At 57.5% G+C, this 19,511-nt stretch carries 18 protein-coding genes; 9 read left to right on the top strand and 9 right to left on the bottom strand.

Translation table 11 applies throughout. The features are described from left to right. Window positions 1–39: 39 nt before the first annotated feature. Window positions 40–1,128, bottom strand: a complete 1,089-nt coding sequence (locus tag MXM41_RS10770) for an oxidoreductase (protein WP_325931874.1) — start codon at window positions 1,126–1,128, stop codon at window positions 40–42. A 159-nt stretch (window positions 1,129–1,287) separates the two neighbouring features. Here MXM41_RS10770 and MXM41_RS10765 point away from each other — a divergent pair, with 159 nt between their 5' ends. The 4 genes from MXM41_RS10765 to MXM41_RS10750 all read left to right on the top strand — a co-directional run bounded on the left by MXM41_RS10765 (window position 1,288) and on the right by MXM41_RS10750 (window position 6,208). Next, complete coding sequence (locus MXM41_RS10765) at window positions 1,288–2,790, top strand: sugar ABC transporter ATP-binding protein (protein WP_325931873.1); 1,503 nt, start codon at window positions 1,288–1,290, stop codon at window positions 2,788–2,790. After that, a complete protein-coding gene (locus MXM41_RS10760; protein ID WP_325931872.1) occupies window positions 2,787–3,782 on the top strand; it encodes an ABC transporter permease in 996 nt (331 codons plus the stop codon). The genes MXM41_RS10765 and MXM41_RS10760 overlap by 4 nt, the downstream gene beginning before the upstream one ends. Window positions 3,783–3,801: 19 nt before the next feature. After that, on the top strand, window positions 3,802–4,866 hold the full coding sequence (locus MXM41_RS10755; RefSeq protein ID WP_325931871.1) for a sugar ABC transporter substrate-binding protein: 1,065 nt from the start codon (window positions 3,802–3,804) through the stop codon (window positions 4,864–4,866). Between the two features lie 100 nt (window positions 4,867–4,966). Beyond that, the gene (locus MXM41_RS10750; RefSeq protein ID WP_325931870.1) at window positions 4,967–6,208 is read left to right on the top strand and encodes an LVIVD repeat-containing protein; all 1,242 of its coding nucleotides are present in this window, start codon (window positions 4,967–4,969) and stop codon (window positions 6,206–6,208) included. Between the two features lie 65 nt (window positions 6,209–6,273). Here MXM41_RS10750 and mtnK read toward each other — a convergent pair whose 3' ends face one another. Beyond that, window positions 6,274–7,473 carry an S-methyl-5-thioribose kinase gene (mtnK, locus tag MXM41_RS10745; RefSeq protein ID WP_325931869.1) on the bottom strand — a complete coding sequence of 400 codons (1,200 nt, stop codon included), beginning with the start codon at window positions 7,471–7,473 and terminating at the stop codon, window positions 6,274–6,276. Between the two features lie 105 nt (window positions 7,474–7,578). On the opposite strand from mtnK, the gene mtnA reads away from it, so the two are divergent. Next, a complete protein-coding gene (gene mtnA, locus MXM41_RS10740; protein ID WP_325931868.1) occupies window positions 7,579–8,607 on the top strand; it encodes an S-methyl-5-thioribose-1-phosphate isomerase in 1,029 nt (342 codons plus the stop codon). 504 nt (window positions 8,608–9,111) lie between these two features. On the opposite strand, the gene MXM41_RS10735 is transcribed toward mtnA, so the two are convergent. Genes MXM41_RS10735 through MXM41_RS10725 form a run of 3 tightly spaced genes read right to left on the bottom strand, consistent with a single transcriptional unit; the run spans window position 9,112 to window position 10,951 of the window. Further along, window positions 9,112–9,654, bottom strand: coding sequence for an acireductone dioxygenase (locus tag MXM41_RS10735; protein WP_325931867.1), 543 nt, complete (start codon window positions 9,652–9,654; stop codon window positions 9,112–9,114). Continuing rightward, window positions 9,651–10,340, bottom strand: a complete 690-nt coding sequence (mtnC, locus tag MXM41_RS10730; protein WP_325931866.1) for an acireductone synthase — start codon at window positions 10,338–10,340, stop codon at window positions 9,651–9,653. The genes MXM41_RS10735 and mtnC overlap by 4 nt, the downstream gene beginning before the upstream one ends. Beyond that, complete coding sequence (locus tag MXM41_RS10725; RefSeq protein ID WP_325931865.1) at window positions 10,337–10,951, bottom strand: methylthioribulose 1-phosphate dehydratase; 615 nt, start codon at window positions 10,949–10,951, stop codon at window positions 10,337–10,339. The genes mtnC and MXM41_RS10725 overlap by 4 nt, the downstream gene beginning before the upstream one ends. 124 nt (window positions 10,952–11,075) lie before the next feature. Here MXM41_RS10725 and MXM41_RS10720 point away from each other — a divergent pair, with 124 nt between their 5' ends. Then, window positions 11,076–12,236, top strand: coding sequence for a pyridoxal phosphate-dependent aminotransferase (locus MXM41_RS10720; RefSeq protein WP_325931864.1), 1,161 nt, complete (start codon window positions 11,076–11,078; stop codon window positions 12,234–12,236). A gap of 63 nt (window positions 12,237–12,299) precedes the next feature. On the opposite strand, the gene citR is transcribed toward MXM41_RS10720, so the two are convergent. Next, window positions 12,300–13,214, bottom strand: a complete 915-nt coding sequence (gene citR, locus MXM41_RS10715) for a DNA-binding transcriptional repressor CitR (RefSeq protein WP_325931863.1) — start codon at window positions 13,212–13,214, stop codon at window positions 12,300–12,302. A 225-nt stretch (window positions 13,215–13,439) separates the two neighbouring features. Continuing rightward, window positions 13,440–14,186, bottom strand: coding sequence for a thiol:disulfide interchange protein DsbG (gene dsbG / locus MXM41_RS10710; RefSeq protein ID WP_325931862.1), 747 nt, complete (start codon window positions 14,184–14,186; stop codon window positions 13,440–13,442). A 367-nt stretch (window positions 14,187–14,553) separates the two neighbouring features. Between dsbG and ahpC the strand changes: the two genes are divergently transcribed. Beyond that, on the top strand, window positions 14,554–15,117 hold the full coding sequence (gene ahpC, locus MXM41_RS10705) for an alkyl hydroperoxide reductase subunit C (RefSeq protein WP_032617008.1): 564 nt from the start codon (window positions 14,554–14,556) through the stop codon (window positions 15,115–15,117). A 160-nt stretch (window positions 15,118–15,277) separates the two neighbouring features. After that, entirely contained in the window at window positions 15,278–16,843 is a 1,566-nt protein-coding gene (gene ahpF / locus MXM41_RS10700) for an alkyl hydroperoxide reductase subunit F (protein ID WP_325931861.1), read from the top strand. Window positions 16,844–16,898: 55 nt separating this feature from the next. On the opposite strand, the gene uspG is transcribed toward ahpF, so the two are convergent. Continuing rightward, window positions 16,899–17,327 (bottom strand): universal stress protein UspG, encoded by a 429-nt coding sequence (uspG, locus tag MXM41_RS10695; RefSeq protein ID WP_325931860.1) that lies wholly within the window; start codon window positions 17,325–17,327, stop codon window positions 16,899–16,901. A gap of 225 nt (window positions 17,328–17,552) precedes the next feature. Here uspG and MXM41_RS10690 point away from each other — a divergent pair, with 225 nt between their 5' ends. Continuing rightward, entirely contained in the window at window positions 17,553–18,794 is a 1,242-nt protein-coding gene (locus tag MXM41_RS10690) for a zinc-dependent alcohol dehydrogenase (protein ID WP_325931859.1), read from the top strand. 70 nt (window positions 18,795–18,864) lie between these two features. Here MXM41_RS10690 and rnk read toward each other — a convergent pair whose 3' ends face one another. After that, entirely contained in the window at window positions 18,865–19,275 is a 411-nt protein-coding gene (rnk, locus tag MXM41_RS10685; RefSeq protein ID WP_103178653.1) for a nucleoside diphosphate kinase regulator, read from the bottom strand. Between the last annotated feature and the right edge of the window lie 236 nt (window positions 19,276–19,511).

The raw sequence follows: 19,511 nt of genomic DNA, 5'->3' as shown, positions 1-19,511 counted from the left end.
GTGGTGAGAATCATCATTAGGTATAGTCGGTCGACGCGTTTATCGGGCGAAGGATTCCACCTTCTCAAACGCCGCGCGCAGAACGTCAGGGGTGAGCGCAACCGGCAGATAGTGAATCGACTCCACCGGACGCAGGGTGTGGTGGATGACCTTATCCAGTTCCTCGCGGTTCGTGATATCGACCTCCAGCTCACGCAGGGTGGTGGGCAGATTAAAGCGCTGGTACGCCGCGATCAGCTCGCGCAGCACGTCGTCCTGGCCGAGCAGGGCGCTCTGCACCAGAATGCCGTAGGCTACTTTGGTGCCGTGGAGGTATTTTTCCGTCTGCGGCAGCACCGTTAAGCCGTTATGCACCGCATGCGCCGCCGCCACGCGGGTGTAGCGCTCCCCCAGCCCGCCAACCATGCCACCGCCTGCGATAATGGCATCCACCACGTCATGAAACGCCCGGGTAACCTCGCGGCGCGTCTGGTCGGCCAGCGCCTGCTCGCTGTGCGCAAGCAGCACGTCGCGGATCGCCAGCGCCCCGTTAATACCGAGCCTCACCGTCAGCGGCAGCTGTTCAGGCTGAGGGGCCAGCACCACCGCTTCATACCACTTCGCCAGCGTATCGCCGATCCCCGCCAGCAGGTACTCAGCCGGGGCATTAAGGATAATCTCCGGCTCGACGAGCACCAGATAGTTGGCATCGTCAAAGATCTCAAAATGCAGCGCCTGCCCGGCATCGTTGTACCACACCGACAGCGGGGTCCAGGCTGCACAGGTGGCCGCGATGGTGGGGATAGCCACCAGCGGCAAACCCAGACGGCGGGCCACCGCTTTGGCGGTATCCAGCAGCGCACCGCCGCCCACGCCAATCACCACGCTACGATCCTTGCCCGCCTGCTGCGCCAGCTGATTCACATCCTGCTCGCTGCAGTGGCCTGTAAACAGCAGCCGTTTTGCCCCTTCTGCGTCAAAGCTCTCTGGCAGGAACGGGCGGGCCCCGGCCAGGGCGCGCTCACCGTAGATCCACACCGCCCGGGAGAGTTGATCGGCGGTGAAAAAAGCGTCCAGGCGGGCCAGTGCGCCGCGGTGGGAGTAGTAATTTGCCGGGCCGGGAACGACGCGGATCTCAGTGTTGCTCATAATGTTGTCCTTTTTGCGAAGCGCTAACCTGATGTTATGTCTGGACATCCGGATGGCTAATATTATTTTGCTTTATCTTATGCCTTTTCCGTCGTTGCCAGCCAGACAATGCTGTGAAAAATTCTATAAATCAAAAGATTAATTACAGGATAGCAGCGGATGATCACCAGTCGCCTCGAGATGCGCGGCATCAGCCTGGCTTTCTCAGGCTTTCAGGCGTTGTCGCGCGTTGATTTCACCCTGACGGGCGGGTCGGTGCACGCGCTCACGGGGGCGAACGGTGCCGGAAAGTCCACGCTGATGGCGGTGCTGTGCGGTACGCACGCGCGCTATGAGGGCGAAATCGGCATCAATCATCAGCCCGTCACCATTCGCGAGCCGGGGGATGCCAAACGGCTGGGCATCCACCTGGTGCAGCAGGAGGTGGACGTGGCGCTGATCCCCGGCCTCAGCATTGCCGAAAATATTATGCTCGACCATCTGGCGCTGCCGGGGCATCGCTTCAACTGGCGTCGACTGCGCGAGCAGGCCGGGCAAGCGCTGGCGCAGCTTGACGTCGCCCTTGACGTGCGGCGCTCCATCGACAGCTGCACGCTGGCCGAAAAACAGCAAATTTTGCTGGCGCGGGCGCTCTCCCATCACTGCCGTTTTCTGATTCTGGACGAACCTACCGCGCCGCTGGATGCCCACGAAAGCGAGCGGCTGTTCGCCGTGGTACGGCGCCTGCAGCAGCAGGGGATCGGGGTGGTGTTTATCTCCCACCGCATCCATGAGCTGAAGGCGATCTGCGACACCTTAACGGTGCTGCGCGACGGCAAGCTGATTGAGTCCGGCCCGATGGCGGATCTCAGCGGCGAAGAGGTTGTTGAGAAGATGCTCGGGCACGCGCTGAGCGATACCTATCCGCCTGCGCGCCCACCGCACAGCCAGGAAACGCTGCTCCGCGTGGAGGGGCTGCATGACGAAGGGCTGCTGAAGGATATCTCCCTGCATCTGCGCAAGGGCGAGATTCTGGGAATTGCCGGGCTGGCGGGCGCCGGGAAAACCGAACTTTGCAAGGCGCTGTTTGGCGCAACGAAAAGCCAGGTGGCCAGGGGCGAGCTGAACCATCAGCCGTGGAAACCGCGCGATCCGGCGGATTCCGTGCTGCGTGGGCTGGCGCTGGTGCCGGAGGAGCGGCGCAAAGAGGGCATCTTTATTGATGAACCCGTGAGCATGAACCTCGCCGTCAGCGCGGATAACACCTTTTCGCGCTGGAGCCTGTTTGGCCATCGCCAGGCGTGGCGCTGGGCGGAAGAGGTTATCGCCCGGGTGGGGGTTCGTACCCGCGGGCCGGGGCAGATGCTGCGGCGGCTTTCCGGGGGCAACCAGCAAAAGGTCGCCATCGGCAAATGGCTGCGCGGCAACGCCCAGGTGCTGATCTTTGACGAGCCCACTAAAGGGGTGGACGTGAAGGCCAAAACCGATCTGTTCCAGCTTATTGACGGCCTGGCACGGGAAGGCAAAGGGGTGATTTACGCCTCTGGCGAATTTTCCGAACTGGTGGGCCTGTGCGACCGCATCTGCGTGTTGTGGGACGGGCGCATCGTGGCGGAAGTGGAGGGGGCGAACGCCCGCGAAGAGACATTACTTTATTATTCAACCGGAGGAACGGCGTCGTGAGCAAGGCCCTTTCAGTGACCGCGGCGGCGTCTGGCCGTCAGCAAATTTTCGATTTTCTCTATAAATGGGGCATGTTGCTGACGGTGGTCGCGCTGGTGGCCATTTTCGGCCTGGCGTCAGAGAACTTCCTCGATCCAAACAACATCATCAACATTCTGCGCTCCATCGCCATCGTGACGGTGATTGCCGTCGGGGTCTCCATTTCGCTGACCATTGGCGGGTTTGACCTCTCCGTCGGATCCACCGCGTCGCTGGCGAACGCGCTGGTGATCTCGCTCTTTGTCTGGCACGGCTTCGGCACCACCGAATCCATCCTCATCACCCTGGCGCTCTGCACCCTGGTGGGGCTGTTTAACGCCTTTTTGATCGTCATCCTGCGCATTCCCGACATGCTTGCCACCCTCGCCAGCCTGTTTGTGATCCAGGGCGTGGCGATGACTTACAGCTACGGCGGGTCGATTACCGAAAACATGGTGCTGCCGAGCGGTGATATGGCGGAAGGGACCATCCCGGCGGCGTTTGGTGCGCTGGGGCAGGTGCCGACCATCGTGATTATCATGCTGGCGGTCACGCTGCTGGCGCAGCTGGGGCTGTCGCTGACCACCCACGGGCGCCGGATGTACGCTATCGGCGGCAACCCGGAGGCGGCGCGCCTGTCCGGGATCCGCACCACCCGCTACAAGGTAGCGGCCTACGTCATTGCCTCGCTGCTGGCGGGTTTAGGCGGCATTCTGCTGGCCTCGCGCATTGGCTCCTCGCAGGTGAATGCGGGCGGCGGTTATCTGATGGATGCGGTGGCGGCGGCGTGGATCGGCTTCTCGCTCGCCGGCTCCGGCAAACCGAACGCGCTGGGCACCCTGGTGGGGGCGGTGATCCTGGGCGTGCTCTCCAACGGACTGGTGATGCTCTCGGTGCCCTATTACGCCATGGACATTATAAAAGGGCTGGTGCTGGCGATTGCGCTGGCCATTACCTACGTACAAAAACGCTAACAACACGACGGGATTAAAAATGAAAAAAGTTGCACTCTCTTTGCTGACGCTGGGATTACTGAGTTCACTGCCGGGCTATGCGGCGACGCCTGCGCCGGTGCCTGCGGCGATTGCCAGCCACGACGGGCAGATCCGTATCGCGGTGATCCGTAATCTCGGCTCTGACGACAACACCACCCAGTTTGTGGCCGGTGCGATCCAGGAAGGGAAAAAGCTCGGCTTTAAGGTCAGCACCTTTTTAAGCAACGGCGATGATGCCAGATTCCAGGACTTCGTTAACCAGGCGATCACCCAAAAATATGACGGCATTATCCTCTCCCAGGGGCGCGATCCGTACTCCACCGCGCTGGTGAAAAAAGCCGTCGATGCCGGGATCAAGGTAGCGGTGTTCGATACCGCGGTGAACGGGGAGATCCCGGGTGTGACCGTGACGCAGCAGGATGACGCCTCTCTGACCAACCTCTCGTTCGGCCAGCTGGTGAAAGATTTTAACGGCAAGGCCAACATCATCAAACTGTGGGTCGCTGGCTTCCCGCCGATGGAGCGTCGCCAGACCGCCTACCAGGCGCTGCTGAAGGCGAATCCGGGCATCAAAGAGCTGGAGTCCATCGGCGCGGTCTCCTCTGACGTGCAGGGCGACACCGCCAATAAAGTGGGCGCAGTGCTGGCGAAATACCCGAAAGGGCAGATCGACGCCATCTGGGGCACCTGGGATGCCTTCAGCCAGGGCGCCTATAAAGCGCTGAAAGAGAACGGCCGCACCGAGATCAAACTCTACAGCATTGATATCTCCAACCAGGATCTGCAGCTGATGCGTGATGCGGGCAGCCCGTGGGTAGTGAGCGTGGCGGTGGATCCGAAGCTGATTGGCGCGACCAACGTGCGTCTGATCGCCAACAAGATTGCCGGGGAAGCGACACCTGCGACCTACGACTTTAAAGCGGCGGCCATTCCGCAGGCGCTGCTGTCTGCCCAGCCGGGCGCGGTGAACGTGGCGTCACTGGGTAAAATCATTCCGGGCTGGGGCCAGACCCAGGACTTTATCGCTCCGTGGTTTGCGACGCTGGAAGCGAAGGCAAAATAAACTTTGCCGGGTGGCAGTTGGTGTGGTCTGGTGCCCTCACCCCGGCCCTCTCCCTCAGGGAGAGGGTGAAAACCAACGCCACCGGGCATCAGGAGGTTGCGTGTCTGCATTACCCACCCCCGAATACAGCCGCAATATGCGCTTGATTGGCCACAGCGACCAGGGCGGACGCCCGGACGGCGTGCAGCTGATGGTGCATCGCGGCTTCGCTTACATCGGCCATATGGTGTCGCAGGGCTTCTCCATCGTCGACGTGCGCGACCCGAAGAACCCGAAAGCGGCGGGCTATGTGCCCGCGCCGCCCGGCACATGGAACGTACATTTGCAGGCCCACGACGACCTGCTGTTGGTAATCAACGCCCGGGATCTGTTTGCCGATGCCCGCTTCGCCGACGAAAAGGTTTACTACACCCGTCAGGTGGGGGAGACGGTCAGCGACGTGCAGGACAAAGGCTGGAGCGCCGGGCTGCGCATTTTTGATATCTCTACCCCGGATAAGCCGCGGGAGATCGGTTTCCTGTCGCTGAGTGGGATCGGCATTCACCGCATCTGGTACGTGGGCGGGCGCTGGGCCTACGTCTCGGCGCTGATTGACGGCTTTACCGATTACATTTTCCTGACCATCGATCTGGCGGATCCACGCAGGCCGGAGGTGGCGGGGCGCTGGTGGCTGCCGGGGATGAACCAGGCGGCAGGGGAAACGCCGGCGTGGCCGAAAGGTAAACGCTATGCCCTGCACCACGCGATTATTGCGGGCGACACTGCCTACGGCAGCTGGCGCGACGGCGGATTAACGCTACTGGATATCAAGGATCGCCGCCAGCCGAAACTGATCAGCCATCGCAACTGGAGCCCGCCCTTTGGCGGCGGCACGCATACCGCGCTGCCTCTGCCGGACCGGGATCTGCTGGTGGTGCTGGATGAGGCGGTGCTCGACAATCAGGAAGACGGCGAGAAGCTGATCTGGCTGTTTGATATTCGCGAGCCGGCGAACCCGGTGAGTATCTCCACCTTTCCGCAGCCGAACGAGCGGGATTATGTGGCGAAAGGGGCGCACTTCGGGCCGCACAACCTGCACGAAAACCGGCCGGGGAGCTTTGTCAGCTCGACGCTGATTTTTGCCACCTACCAGAATGCCGGGGTGCGCGCCTATGATATTTCTGACCCGTATCGTCCGGTGGAGACCGGCGCGCTGGTGCCCGCCGCGCCCGCGAAGATGATGGATACCCGGCCCAACCGTCCGCAGGTGATCCAGTCCTGCGATGTGTTTGTCGATGCGCAGGGGATTATCTACAGCACGGATTACAACGGCGGGTTGTCGGTGATTGAGTACTTAGGATGAGAGCTGCCTGATGCCCTCACCCCGACCCTCTCCCGCAGGGAGAGGGTGAAAACCGTAGGCCGCACTCAGCTGTACTGGCGCACCCTTGCCACCAGATCTTCCACGCTGTCGATGCGATCGGCAATCACAATCAGCGCCTTGCCGAGCGTAATGGCGTGGCGCAGGCATTCGTGGCGCATCTCGTCATCACGGATGGTGTCGATATCCGCGACGTGCGACAGGCCCACGCTGCGGCGGATAAGCTCGGTGCCGCAGAAGCCAACGGCGTCATGCCAGACCTTTTTCAGAAACGCACTGGCGTAACCCGGCACGCTGAGCGCCGCATCGCGGGATTTTTCTGCGGCCAGCGCCTGGAAACGTTCCGCAAAGGTGGTCCACAGCTGCTGGATGTCGATCAGGCGCTGTTCACGCCCGGCGGCCGCATCGCGAATACCCAGATGACCCGGCAGGCCGCAGAAGTTCAGCAGCAGGTTGCCGATGGCGGTGCCGATATCAAAGCCCACCGGGCCGAAATAACCGAACTCTGCGTCAATGGCTTTCAGACTGCCCTCGGCGACAAAAATCGAGCCGCTATGGATGTCGCCATGCAGCAGCGCTTCGGCCTGAGAGAAGAAGCGGTGCTTCAGGGCGGCAACGGCTATTTTCAGCTGGGCGTCGTCGCGCAGGGCGGCCACGTCGTTTTCCAGTGCCGCCGGGTAGTTATTGCGCTCGTGGATCTGGTAGGGATCGTTGAAGAACAGATCTTCGGTGATCTCGCACATTTCCGGGTTGATGAACTTCGCCACCTGCGCTTTTTTGCTATGCGGGTGGAGGTAAAAATCGCTGGTATGGAACAGCGCATGGGCGAGATATTCACCCAGCTGACGCGCCGCCTGCGGATAGTAAACGTTATTGATCAGCTCCCCGCGCCAGATCTTATGGCTGGAGAGATCTTCCATCACCATCACCGCCAGTTCCGGGTCGAAGTGGTGAATTTTGACCGTATGCTGCGGGCTGTGCTGGTAGTGCTCAACCAGGGTTTGCGCTTCGAGACGGGCGCGGTCCAGCGTCAGCGGCCAGGACTCGCCCACGCAGCGCACGTAGGGCAGGGCCTGTTTAACGATAATGCGGCTGACGCCCTGGTTATCGAAAATTTTAAACACCAGATTGAGGTTACCGTCGCCTACCTCCTGCGCCTCCACCAGCGAGGTGGGATCGTCGAGGCCGCCAAATTTTTGGGCATAGGCTACGGCGTCCTGAGCGGTAAAGGTATGGTATTGCGACATTGCCTGTTCCTCATCTGTGCGGGTAATAAAGACATTTAGACGTCTATACATCTGGATTTTATCCTGACACAATGTGCTACAACAACGCAACAGAGAATTAACGACATGCAGAGATTACAGACGACCAGCCTGCGGGTGACGGAAAATCAGCTATTTATTCTCGATCAGCAGGCGCTTCCGCAGGAGAAACGCTGGCTGGATGCGTCGACGGTTGACGGCCTGGTGGGCCATATTCACGCCCTGCGCGTGCGGGGCGCGCCGCTGATAGGGCTGTCTGCCAGCCTGCTTTTAGCGCTGCTGGCGGAAAACGGCCACAGCCGGGATGAACTGGCGGTGGCGCTGGAGACCCTGCGCGCCTCGCGCCCGACGGCGGTGAACCTGATGAATAATCTGGATCGCATGAAACAGGCGCTGTGGCAGGAGGATTTTGTTGCGGCGCTGGTGACCGAGGCGCTGCGTCTGATCGACGAGGACAGGCAGCTCTGCGACGCCATTGCCCACGCAGGCAGCGCGCTGGTGAAGCCGTGCAGCCGTCTGCTGACCCACTGCAACACCGGCGGGCTGGCGACGGCGGGTGTCGGCACCGCGCTGGGGGTGATTGCCCTCGCGCATCAGCAGGGTAACGTCAGCAACGTCTGGGTGGATGAGACCCGTCCGCTGTTGCAGGGCGGCAGGCTGACGGCCTGGGAGCTGGGTGAGCTGGGCGTGCCCTACAGGCTTATCACCGATTCGATGGCGGCCAGCCTGATGGCGAAAGGCGAGGTGGACGCGGTATGGGTCGGCGCGGATCGCATTGCTGCCAACGGCGACGTGGCGAACAAAATTGGCACCTATTCCCTGGCGGTGCTGGCGAAATTTCACGGCATACCGTTTTACGTGGCGGCACCGCAAACCACGCTGGATCCCAACTGCCCGAACGGCGAGGCGATCCCGATTGAGCAGCGTGACGCCCGGGAAGTGAGCGGGGTGGCGGGGAGTTTCGGTGCGGTGCAGTGGGCACCCACTGACGCGCAGGTCTATAACCCGGCGTTCGACGTAACGCCTGCGGCATTAATTAGCGGTTGGGTGCTGGATACGGGCGTGGTGACGCCTGAGGATGTGGCGAAGGGGATTTTTGGCATTCGTGCGGTCTGAGCCCCTCACCCCGACCCTCTCCCCATAGGGGCGAGGGAGAAAAGAGGGCTCCGTGCGGTTCGGGAGAGGGCGAGAAGACAGCTCCGTACGGTCCCCTCTCCCCATAGGGGAGAGGGCGAGAAGACAGCTCCGTACGGTCCCCTCTCCCCATAGGGGCGAGGGAGAAAAAATGGCTTCGTGCGGTTCGGGAGAGGGCGAGAAGACAGCTCCGTACGGTCCCCTCTTCCCATAGGGGCGAGGGAGAAAAGAGGGCTTCGTGCGGTTCGGGAGAGGGCGAGAAGACAGCTCCGTACGGTCCCCTCTCCCCATAGGGGCGAGGGAGAAAAGAGGGCTCCGTGCGGTTCGGGAGAGGGCGAGAAGACAGCTCCGTACGGTCCGCTCTCCCCATAGGGGCGAGGGAGAAAAGAGGGCTCCGTGCGGTTCGGGAGAGGACGAGAAGACAGCTCCGTACGATCCCCTCTCCCCTATGGGGAGAGGGTTAGGGTGAGGGGTAAGGGGAAAGCCTCAGGGCAATCTCGGATAGCTATCCGCTATCGCATCGCCAGTAAACTGCGCCACCCATCCCTCCGGGTTATCGAAGATACGAATGGCGGTAAAGTTCGGCTCAGAGCCCATATCAAACCAGTGCGGCGTGCCGGCAGGAACCGAGATCAGGTCGTTTTTTTCGCATAAAACCTGATAAACCTGGTCGCCAATGTGCAGGCAGAACAACCCTGCGCCTTCAACGAAGAAACGCACTTCGTCTTCGCCGTGGGTATGTTCATTGAGGAATTTCGCCCGCAGGGCCTCTTTCTGCGGGTTGTCCGCGCGCAGGCTGATCACATCCCAGCTCTGGTAGCCTTTTTCCGCCACCAGCTTATCGATGGCGTGCTGATAGGCATTAATCACCGTCTCTGCGTCAGGATCGCGGCCTAAATCGCGATCGGCCTCCCAGCGTTCAAAGCGGACGCCGCGGGCGTTCAGCTGCTGTTGGATGGCGTCGGCGTCGGTGCTGTGCCACTGCGGCTGGCTGGCTTCTTTATCTGAAAAAATGGTCAAAGCGCTCATGAAGGGATCTGCTCCGGATTGATGTCGTCAAAGTGATGCACCTGATGGTGGTGGCTGGCACCGTCCTCATCGCCGCGAATCAGCTGCAGGGTACGAAAACCGGCCTGCTCAGCGGCGTCCAGCTCCTGATGAATATCCGACAGGAACAGGATCTGCGAGGGGGCCACATTAATCTGGGCCGCAATATTCTGATAAGACTGCACCTCGCGCTTGGCGCCCACATGGGTATCAAAATAGCCGCTGAACAGATGAGTAATATCACCTTCATCGCTGTAGCCAAATAACAGTTTCTGCGCGGCCACGGAGCCCGAGGAATAAACATAGAGATCAATGCCCTGCGCTTTCCATTTTTCGAGAGACGGCAGAACGTCCGGGTAGAGGTGACCTGTGAAGTCGCCGTTGACATAGCCCTCCTGCCAGATGATCCCCTGCAACGCCTTCAGTGCCGTTGATTTGCGATCTTCATCCATAAACGCAAACAGGGTGTCGATCAGATCGTGGGTGCTGGCCTGCGGCTGGGCAATCTCTTCGCGCAGATTGTCCAGAATGGTGTTGACCGGTTCCGCATACTGTTGCGCTTTGATAAACGCAGCCAGCCGCTCGCGCGCGTAGGGGAACAGGACATTATGGACAAAACGGATATCGCTGGTGGTACCTTCAATATCCGTCACAATCGCGCGAATCATACTCTCTCCAGTTGTCGTAAACGCATCTCGCACTCGAACAGGAATTCGAGGCCTTCAAGATGACGCCGGGCTTCGGCCACGTCGCGTCCCCAGCAGGTTAAGCCATGACCGCGCAGAAGAAAACCATAATCCAACGGGCGCTCCCGCGCGTAATGGGCGATACGTGACGCCAGCGCGTCAATATCCTGGTCGTTATCAAATACTGCCACCGGCACCGTATCCAGATGCGTGGTCTGCCCGCGGAGGGATTTTTGCATCTCAAAGCCGCTGATGTGCAGCTCAGGCGCTTTCACCAGCCGCGACAGCACCGTCGCGTTCACCGTATGGACGTGCAGCACCGCGTTCGCCTCAGGGAAGAGACGGTATACCAGGGTATGAAGACCGGTTTCTGCCGATGGTTTACGCCCGGAAGGGGCACGATTGGTGGCGATCTCAACCTGCAGGAAGTCAGCGGTGGTCAGGCTGCCTTTGTCTTTACCGGATTCACTGAGCCAGCACCAGGTGTCGTCCTGCCGAACGGACATGTTGCCGCCGGTGGCCGGGGCCCATCCTTTGGCGCCGATCCAGTGGCAGGCCTCGACGAGTTGTGTGAGTTGCAGGTTGTCTGTCATCTTCCTTTTTACCTCTTCGGCCAGGAATATCATTATGGTTTAGACGTCTAAGCGTCTTGATTGCCAAATACTAACATCGTGTTATAGTGGCGGCAACATATTGATGACATACAGGTCCGGCGAAATGAGTAATAACTCTTTGATTCCTGAAAGTAAACTTCCCAGTCTTGGCACCACCATCTTTACCCGGATGAGCGCCCTGGCGCAGCAGCATAATGCGATCAACCTGTCGCAAGGCTTCCCGGATTTTGATGGCCCGGAATACCTTCAGCAACGCCTGGCTTACCATGTTGCGAACGGCGCGAATCAGTATGCGCCGATGACCGGAGTGCAGCCGCTGCGTGAAGCGATTGCTGATAAAACCGCAGAGCTGTATGGCTATAAACCGGATGCCAACAGCGACATAACCGTGACCGCCGGGGCAACCGAAGCCCTGTACGCCGCCATCACGGCGCTGGTACGCACGGGCGATGAGGTTATCTGCTTCGATCCCAGTTACGACAGCTATGCCCCGGCGATTGAATTGTCGGGCGGCGTGATAAAGCGCGTGGCGCTACAGCCGCCGCACTTCCGCCCGGACCGGAAAACTTTTGCGCAGCTGCTGAGCGACAAAACCCGGCTGGTGATTTTGAATACGCCGCACAATCCGTCCGCCACGGTGTGGCAGCAGGCGGATTTTGCCGCGCTCTGGCAGGCTATTGCGGAACGCGAAATCTATGTGTTGAGCGATGAAGTGTACGAGCATATCTGCTTTACCGATGCGGGACATGTTAGCGTGCTGGCCCATCCGCAGCTGCGCGAACGGGCGATCGCCGTCTCATCCTTCGGTAAAACCTTCCATATGACCGGCTGGAAAGTGGGTTACTGCGTAGCGCCTGCGGCCATCAGCGCCGAGCTGCGCAAGGTGCATCAGTTCCTGACCTTTGCCGTCAACACCCCGGCACAGCTGGCGATTGCCGATATGCTGCGCCACCAGCCTGAACATTACCGTGAGCTGCCGGACTTTTATCGCGCCCGACGGGATCGCTTTATCGAGGCGCTTAGCGAAAGTCGGCTGGAGATTTTACCCTGCGAAGGCACCTACTTCCTGCTGGCAGACTACAGTGCTGTTTCCGATCTGGATGATGTCAGCTTCTGCGAGTGGCTAACCAAAGAGGTGGGGGTAGCAGCGATCCCGTTATCGGTATTTTGTGCCGATACATTCCCGCATAAGCTTATTCGACTCTGCTTTGCCAAACAGGAATCCACGCTGTTAGCTGCGGCGCAGCGGCTTAATACACTGTAATACTTATTCACTTAAGCTAAATTATCAATATACCGGAGTGATTAAATGACTCCGGTATATTATTCAGTCATATTGAAAGTCGGGCGCGCTGATCTGCTCGATAAAACTGGAAAAGACGGCGTTGTTTAACGCCACGCGGTTATACAACATATAGCTTTCGATTGTCGGCAAGGCAAAGGGGGCAACGACTTTTCTGAAATGAAGCACGTCGCGATATTGTTCGTAGACGGTCTCAGGAATAAATCCAAGAAGATTAGAGGAGGACACCATCGTCATCAGAGAAAAAAACGAATTACAGCGGAACGCAATTTTTCGTTCTGGCAGAAGATTTTCGGTTTGCGCCTGAAAGTTTTTCACACCAGGCTCTTCGCTCATGAAAAACGTGTATTTCTCATTGTTTAACTCTTCCAGCGTGGCGCTGTCGCCCAGGCGAGGGTGGCTCTTACGGCAAACCAGAACGAAAGGAAAAGTTTTGTGCGGCGAGCAGACAATGGAGCGGTTGTTTACCGGCGCAAAGGTGAAGACCAGATCAGCCCTGCGATAGGCAAGAAGATCCTCTGCCGAATCAGACGAGAGCAACATATCATGAAATTCAACTTCATAATTGTGCTCGCGCATCAGCAGCTTCAATGGTGCCAGGATGGCGGTTGGCGTCAGGAGCTGCGGGCTGTAAACGGTGAAATTTTTCCGCAGAGATGAGCCATGCATAATATTAATGGTCTGCTCAAGCTCGTTAAGGTTTTGTTCCAGGTGTTTATGTAGATTCATACCCACCGTGGTGGGCGTAATGCCTTTACCGGAGCGGATAAAAAGCGGATCGTTGAGCTGGTTACGCAGGCGTTGCAGCGACTGGCTTACCGCCGAAGGGGTAATGAACAGCGTTTCTGCCGCTTTGCTGATACTAAGATGTTGATAAATACACTCAAATATAACTAAAAGATTGAGGTCAAATTTTTTCAGATCATAAAGATTAGCCATAATTCATCCTGATTAGCTGTATTGATGCCGTTATCTTATACACGACAATTATAAAGTTAAGTTAGTCATTCGCCATCCATTTGATTGGCTAACTTAACTTAGTTTAAATTTCGGCTAAATATATCATGCCTGTAGATTAATGAAATAAAGGGTGGCGGCTTTATGTGATATTTTTATCCCAAATAGCGCTGGCAATATTATTGATTTTCAGCCGCCAGTCTTGTATTAACGCGCACCCATCATCATGTTTAACTGCTCTTTATCTGGCAGCCCGACCACCTGCTGTAATTCATTTTGATCGTTCATGTAATAAAGCGCCGGTGTGGCGCTGGCACCCAGCGCATCCATGATCGCCTGGTTCTCTTGCAGGGTTTTTTGTTGCGCAGGCGGGATTGATGACGGTACGGTCAGGGCTAATTTGCCGCCAGACTGTTCGTAATCATGCCAGCGCTTCGCCGGGTCGTCAGCGGTGAGGATCGCTGCCGCCGTGGCCGGGCTTTCAGGCTTAATGACCCCCACCAGCAGCGTGCGCAGTTGCACTTTTCCGGCATCGACCCACGGACGCGCCTGCTGCCAGAACTGCAGGCAGTAAGGGCAGAACGGATCGGCAAAGACATAGATCACCCGCGGGGCCTCTTTTTTGCCGTCCAGCAGCCATCCGGCTTTCTCCATCCGTTGCCAGAGTTTACGTCCGGCGGGGGCGTACAGCTCTTTCTGGATCACCTGCTCACTCAGGTTCTTGCCTTGCTCATCATACATATACCCTGAGATGGCATGTTTGCCATCTGGCGTCAGGTAGACGGTGACCCCCATATCCTGATATTTGCCCAACCACCCCTTCATCCCGCCGGGCGCATCAAACGATTTAATGATGGTAATACCCTGTTTTTCAATGGCTTTTACCGGGGCGGGAAGCTCTTCGGCATGAGCGATGAAAGGGAGCAACGCAAGGAGCAGGGCGGGTCTTAACATGATTAATCCTTAAAAATCAAAGAGAAATAGCGGGTTCGGTAAAACCTATCGCAGTCATAGATATTATTGCCGTTTCAGCCAATTGCCCTTTCTTTGAGTGGGTGTTGTAATCCACAGCGCTGTTACGACCTTGCTAAAGGTAATGTAGAGCGCAACGCATCGCCAGCTTCGGCTGGCACTGAGGTTACCTACGGGTAGCTCAGGTATCAGGGCCGCCGTCAAGGCGGCCTTTTTACTTTTTTAGTTCACGCAGTTTCTTGTGAAGGGTTGTTAGGTATCGCTGATTGATTTGATAATGCAAACGCATTAGCCCGGATCGGCAAAGTTGGTTACCTTACACCTCAACGAAAACACGGAGGAAGTACAGATGTCTTTAATTAACACCAAAATCAAACCTTTCAAAAACCAGGCGTTCAAAAACGGCGACTTCGTAGAGATCACCGAGAAAGATACCGAAGGCCGCTGGAGCGTGTTCTTCTTCTACCCGGCTGACTTCACTTTCGTTTGCCCGACCGAACTGGGCGATGTGGCTGACCACTACGAAGAACTGCAGAAGCTGGGCGTAGACGTTTATTCCGTCTCTACCGACACCCACTTCACCCATAAAGCATGGCACAGCAGCTCTGAAACCATCGCTAAAATCAAATACGCGATGATCGGTGACCCGACTGGCGCCCTGACCCGTAACTTTGAAAACATGCGTGAAGACGAAGGTCTGGCCGACCGTGGCACCTTTATCGTTGACCCGCAGGGCATCATCCAGGCCATCGAAGTTACCGCTGAAGGTATTGGCCGTGATGCATCCGACCTGCTGCGCAAAATCAAAGCTGCACAGTACGTTGCTTCTCACCCAGGCGAAGTATGCCCGGCGAAATGGAAAGAAGGCGACGCGACCCTGGCTCCATCCCTGGACCTGGTCGGTAAAATCTAAGTCTGAAAAGCCCGGTGGCGCTGCGCTTGCCCGGGCCTGAACAGACATTTTTAACGGGTGCATCGCACCCGTTATTCCCCAACACCATGATGCAAGTTGCATTCAGGCAGCCCGGATAAGGCCGCTTGCATGATGATGTTTTTTAAGCAGGAGATGAACAATGCTCGACACAAACATGAAAACCCAGCTCAAAGCCTATCTTGAGAAGCTGACCAAACCTGTTGAGCTGATTGCCACGCTGGACGACAGCGCTAAATCGGCAGAAATCAAGGAACTGCTGGCGGAAATCGCCGAACTGTCTGAGAAGGTCACTTTCAAAGAAGATAATGGGCTGGCAGTACGTAAGCCGTCCTTCCTCATCACGAACCCGGGCTCCAGCCAGGGTCCGCGCTTTGCCGGTTCCCCGCTGGGGCACGAATTTACCTCACTGGTGCTGGCGCTGCTGTGGACCGGTGGGCATCCGTCGAAAGAGGCGCAGGCGCTGCTGGAGCAGATCCGTGACCTGGACGGTGATTTTGAATTTGAAACCTATTACTCGCTCTCATGCCATAACTGCCCGGACGTGGTGCAGGCACTGAACCTGATGGCGGTGCTGAACCCACGCATCAAGCACACCGCGATTGACGGCGGCGTGTTCCAGAACGAAATCACCGATCGCAACGTGATGGGTGTGCCGGCGGTATTTGTGAACGGTAAAGAGTTTGGTCAGGGTCGAATGACGCTGGCTGAAATCGTGGCAAAAGTGGACACGGGTGCCGAAAAACGTGCGGCTGAAGAGCTGAACAAGCGCGATGCTTACGACGTGCTGATCGTGGGCTCCGGCCCGGCAGGCGCGGCAGCAGCGGTCTACTCCGCCCGTAAAGGTATTCGCACCGGTCTGATGGGCGAACGCTTCGGTGGGCAGGTACTGGATACGGTGGATATCGAAAACTATATCTCCGTGCCTAAGACCGAAGGCCAGAAACTGGCGGGTGCCCTGAAAGCGCACGTCAGCGACTATGAAGTGGATGTGATCGACAGCCAGAGCGCCAGCAAACTGGTACCTGCGGCGCAGGAAGGCGGCTTCCATCAGATTGAAACCGCGTCTGGGGCGGTGTTAAAAGCGCGCAGCGTGATCATTGCCACCGGCGCCAAATGGCGCAACATGAACGTGCCTGGCGAAGATCAGTACCGCACCAAAGGCGTCACCTACTGCCCGCACTGCGACGGCCCGCTGTTTAAAGGTAAGCGTGTAGCGGTAATTGGCGGCGGTAACTCGGGTGTGGAAGCGGCAATCGACCTGGCCGGTATCGTTGAGCATGTCACGCTGCTGGAATTCGCGCCGGAGATGAAGGCCGATCAGGTTCTGCAGAATAAAGTACGCAGCCTGAATAACGTCGATATTATTCTGAATGCCCAGACCACCGAAGTTAAAGGTGATGGCAGCAAAGTCACAGGCATTGAATACCGCGATCGCGTGACCGGCGACGTGCACAGCGTGGCACTGTCGGGGATCTTCGTGCAGATTGGTCTGCTGCCGAACACCACCTGGCTGGAAGGCGCGATTGAGCGCAACCGTATGGGCGAGATCATTATCGACGCGAAGTGCGAAACCAGCGTGAAGGGTGTCTTTGCGGCGGGCGACTGCACCACCGTGCCGTACAAACAGATCATCATCGCCACCGGCGAAGGGGCGAAAGCGTCACTGAGTGCTTTTGATCATCTGATTCGTACCAAAACAGCATAAGAACGTAAGACAACACCTGCAATGCAAAGAGGCTACCCTGGGGTAGCCTCTTTTTTTATCTCACGACCAGCACCGGAAGCCAGGCGTGGCGGATAACGCTGGAGGCGTTCGACCCTAGCAGATGGGTGGAAATGGACGGGTTACGCGACCCGATCACCACGATATCGGCTTTAAGCTCGCTGGCCATCTCATTGACCACGTCACGCACATTACCAAAACAGACATGGGTTCTGATCCGTGAAGGATCGATACTGAAGTGGCCGATCATGCTCTTCAGCCGGGCTTGCGCTTCCTGTTCGAGATGCTCTTCGAAGCGTCGCATATCAGCGGCGAAGCGATGCAAACCGAAGGTGGCCGAGCCCGGTAAAACATGCAGTAAATGAATGATGCCATCCTGCTGCGCCAGGAATTCAGCGTGGCGAATCGCCTTGTCGCTCAATTCCATCTCAAAAACATCCACCGGCATAATAATCGTCTGGTACATAACCGTTTCTCCCTGTTTATCTACGCTTAATCCATTCAAACACAAAATATAAATAAATTCTGATAGCTCACAAACACTTTTAAATATCGTCCCGTTTGTTTCCCTCTGGCCGTATCGCTTACCTGCCAGGATTATTCCCAAAGCCGCTCATTTCACCGGTATATCCCCGGCGATGGCTACCCTTTTAAGGTAAACCCGCATTTTTTCTTTTAAACCGGAGGTCCAATGAAAGCATTGACGTATCACGGCCCACACAGCGTTAAAGTTGAAACGGTACCCGATCCGGCCATTGAGCAGGCTGACGATATTATTCTGCGCATCACCGCCACCGCGATCTGCGGTTCGGATTTGCATCTCTACCGCGGGAAGATACCCAAAGTGAAGCATGGCGATATCTTTGGCCATGAGTTTATGGGCGAAGTGGTAGAGACCGGGCGCGAGGTAAAAAATCTGAGCAAGGGCGACCGGGTAGTGATCCCCTTTGTCATTGCCTGTGGCGACTGCTTCTTCTGCCGCATGCAGCAGTATGCCGCCTGCGAAAGCACCAATACCGGACAGGGCGCGGCCCTGAATAAAAAACAGATCCCGGCCCCGGCGGCGCTGTTTGGTTACAGCCATCTTTATGGCGGTGTGCCCGGCGGCCAGGCGGAGTATGTCCGTGTGCCTAAAGGCAATGTCGGTCCCTTTAAAGTGCCGCCAGTGCTGTCAGATGATAAGGCGCTGTTCCTCTCGGACATTCTGCCCACCGCCTGGCAGGCGGCCAAAAACGCGCAGATCACCCAGGGCAGCAGCGTCGCGGTGTTCGGCGCCGGGCCGGTGGGGCTTCTGACGCTTGCCTGCGCACGCTATCTGGGCGCTGAACAGCTTTTCATTGTCGATCACCACGACTACCGGCTGCGTTTCGCCGAGATGCGTTACGGTGCCATTCCCATCAACTTTGACCGTGACGAAGACCCTGCAGAGAAGATCATCGAACAGACCGCCGGCCATCGCGGCGTGGATGCGGTGATCGACGCGGTAGGGTTTGAGGCGAAAGGGAGCACGACGGAAACCGTACTGACCAACCTGAAACTCGAAGGCAGCAGCGGTAAAGCCCTGCGGCAGTGTATTGCGGCAGTGCGACGCGGCGGGATTGTCAGCGTGCCGGGCGTGTATGCCGGTTTTATTCACGGTTTTCTGTTTGGCGATGCCTTCGACAAAGGGCTTACCTTCAAAATGGGCCAGACCAACGTCCACGCCTGGCTTGGCGAGCTGTTGCCATTAATTGAGAAGGGATTGCTGAAACCCGAAGAGATTGTTACCCACTATATGCCCTTTGAAGAGGCGGCCCGCGGCTATGAGATCTTTGAGAAGCGTCAGGAGGATTGCCGGAAAATTATTCTGGTGCCCGGCGTGCAAAGTGCGGAAGCGGCAAAAGATCGGGTGACGGGGCTGGTTAATCCGGTGCCGGGCGGCACACTCTTATAACGACGGGGGACGGAAAGAGGATGCCCGGGCATCCTCTGGGTAAAGCGCCTTCACGCTTATTCAGATGGGATTAGCGCAGGTATTCGCCCGCCGCTTCAGGCTGCCAGAGCAGTTCCAGCACCTCCAGATGCGTGGCGGTACCGCCCGGCAGTTCCCAGTGGATGGTGTCGCCGGTACGCAGGCCAATCAACGCTGCCCCCACAGGCGCCAGCACCGACAGCTGCGTGCTGCTGTCGGTCATCTGCGCCGGATAGACCAGCGTGCGGGTGCGTACTTCACCGGTAGTCAGATCGCGAAACTTCACCTGGCTGTTCATGGTCACTACGTCAGAGGGCATGTCTTGCGGAGCACACATCTGGGCGCGATCCAGTTCAGCATTCAGGGCATCTGCGACGGGCAGCGATGCAAAGGCCGGTTGCTCCAGCAGGCGGTCGATACGTTCAGCATCGAGCTCGTTAATGATAATGGTAGGTCTGGACATTATTTACTCCATGTCGTTAATGCTGCGACAACCGCAGAAGATGCCAAAAGAAAACCCTCGCCATCCGGTAGCGAGGGTTGAACTATGACTGATAATACTGAGTCTGCGTCCGGGTTTGAAGTGATGGCTGTCACATTCATGGCGTGGATTGGTTTCTGCATGAACAACTGCTTCGATAGTATGAATTTTGGTCAAAAAAGAGGATCGTTCCCGGATTTGCATTATCCTTTTTATGC

The organism is Leclercia adecarboxylata, assembly GCF_035787115.1.
GTDB lineage: Bacteria > Pseudomonadota > Gammaproteobacteria > Enterobacterales > Enterobacteriaceae > Enterobacter > Enterobacter adecarboxylatus_E.
This window is presented reverse-complemented; position numbering and strand designations above follow the sequence as displayed.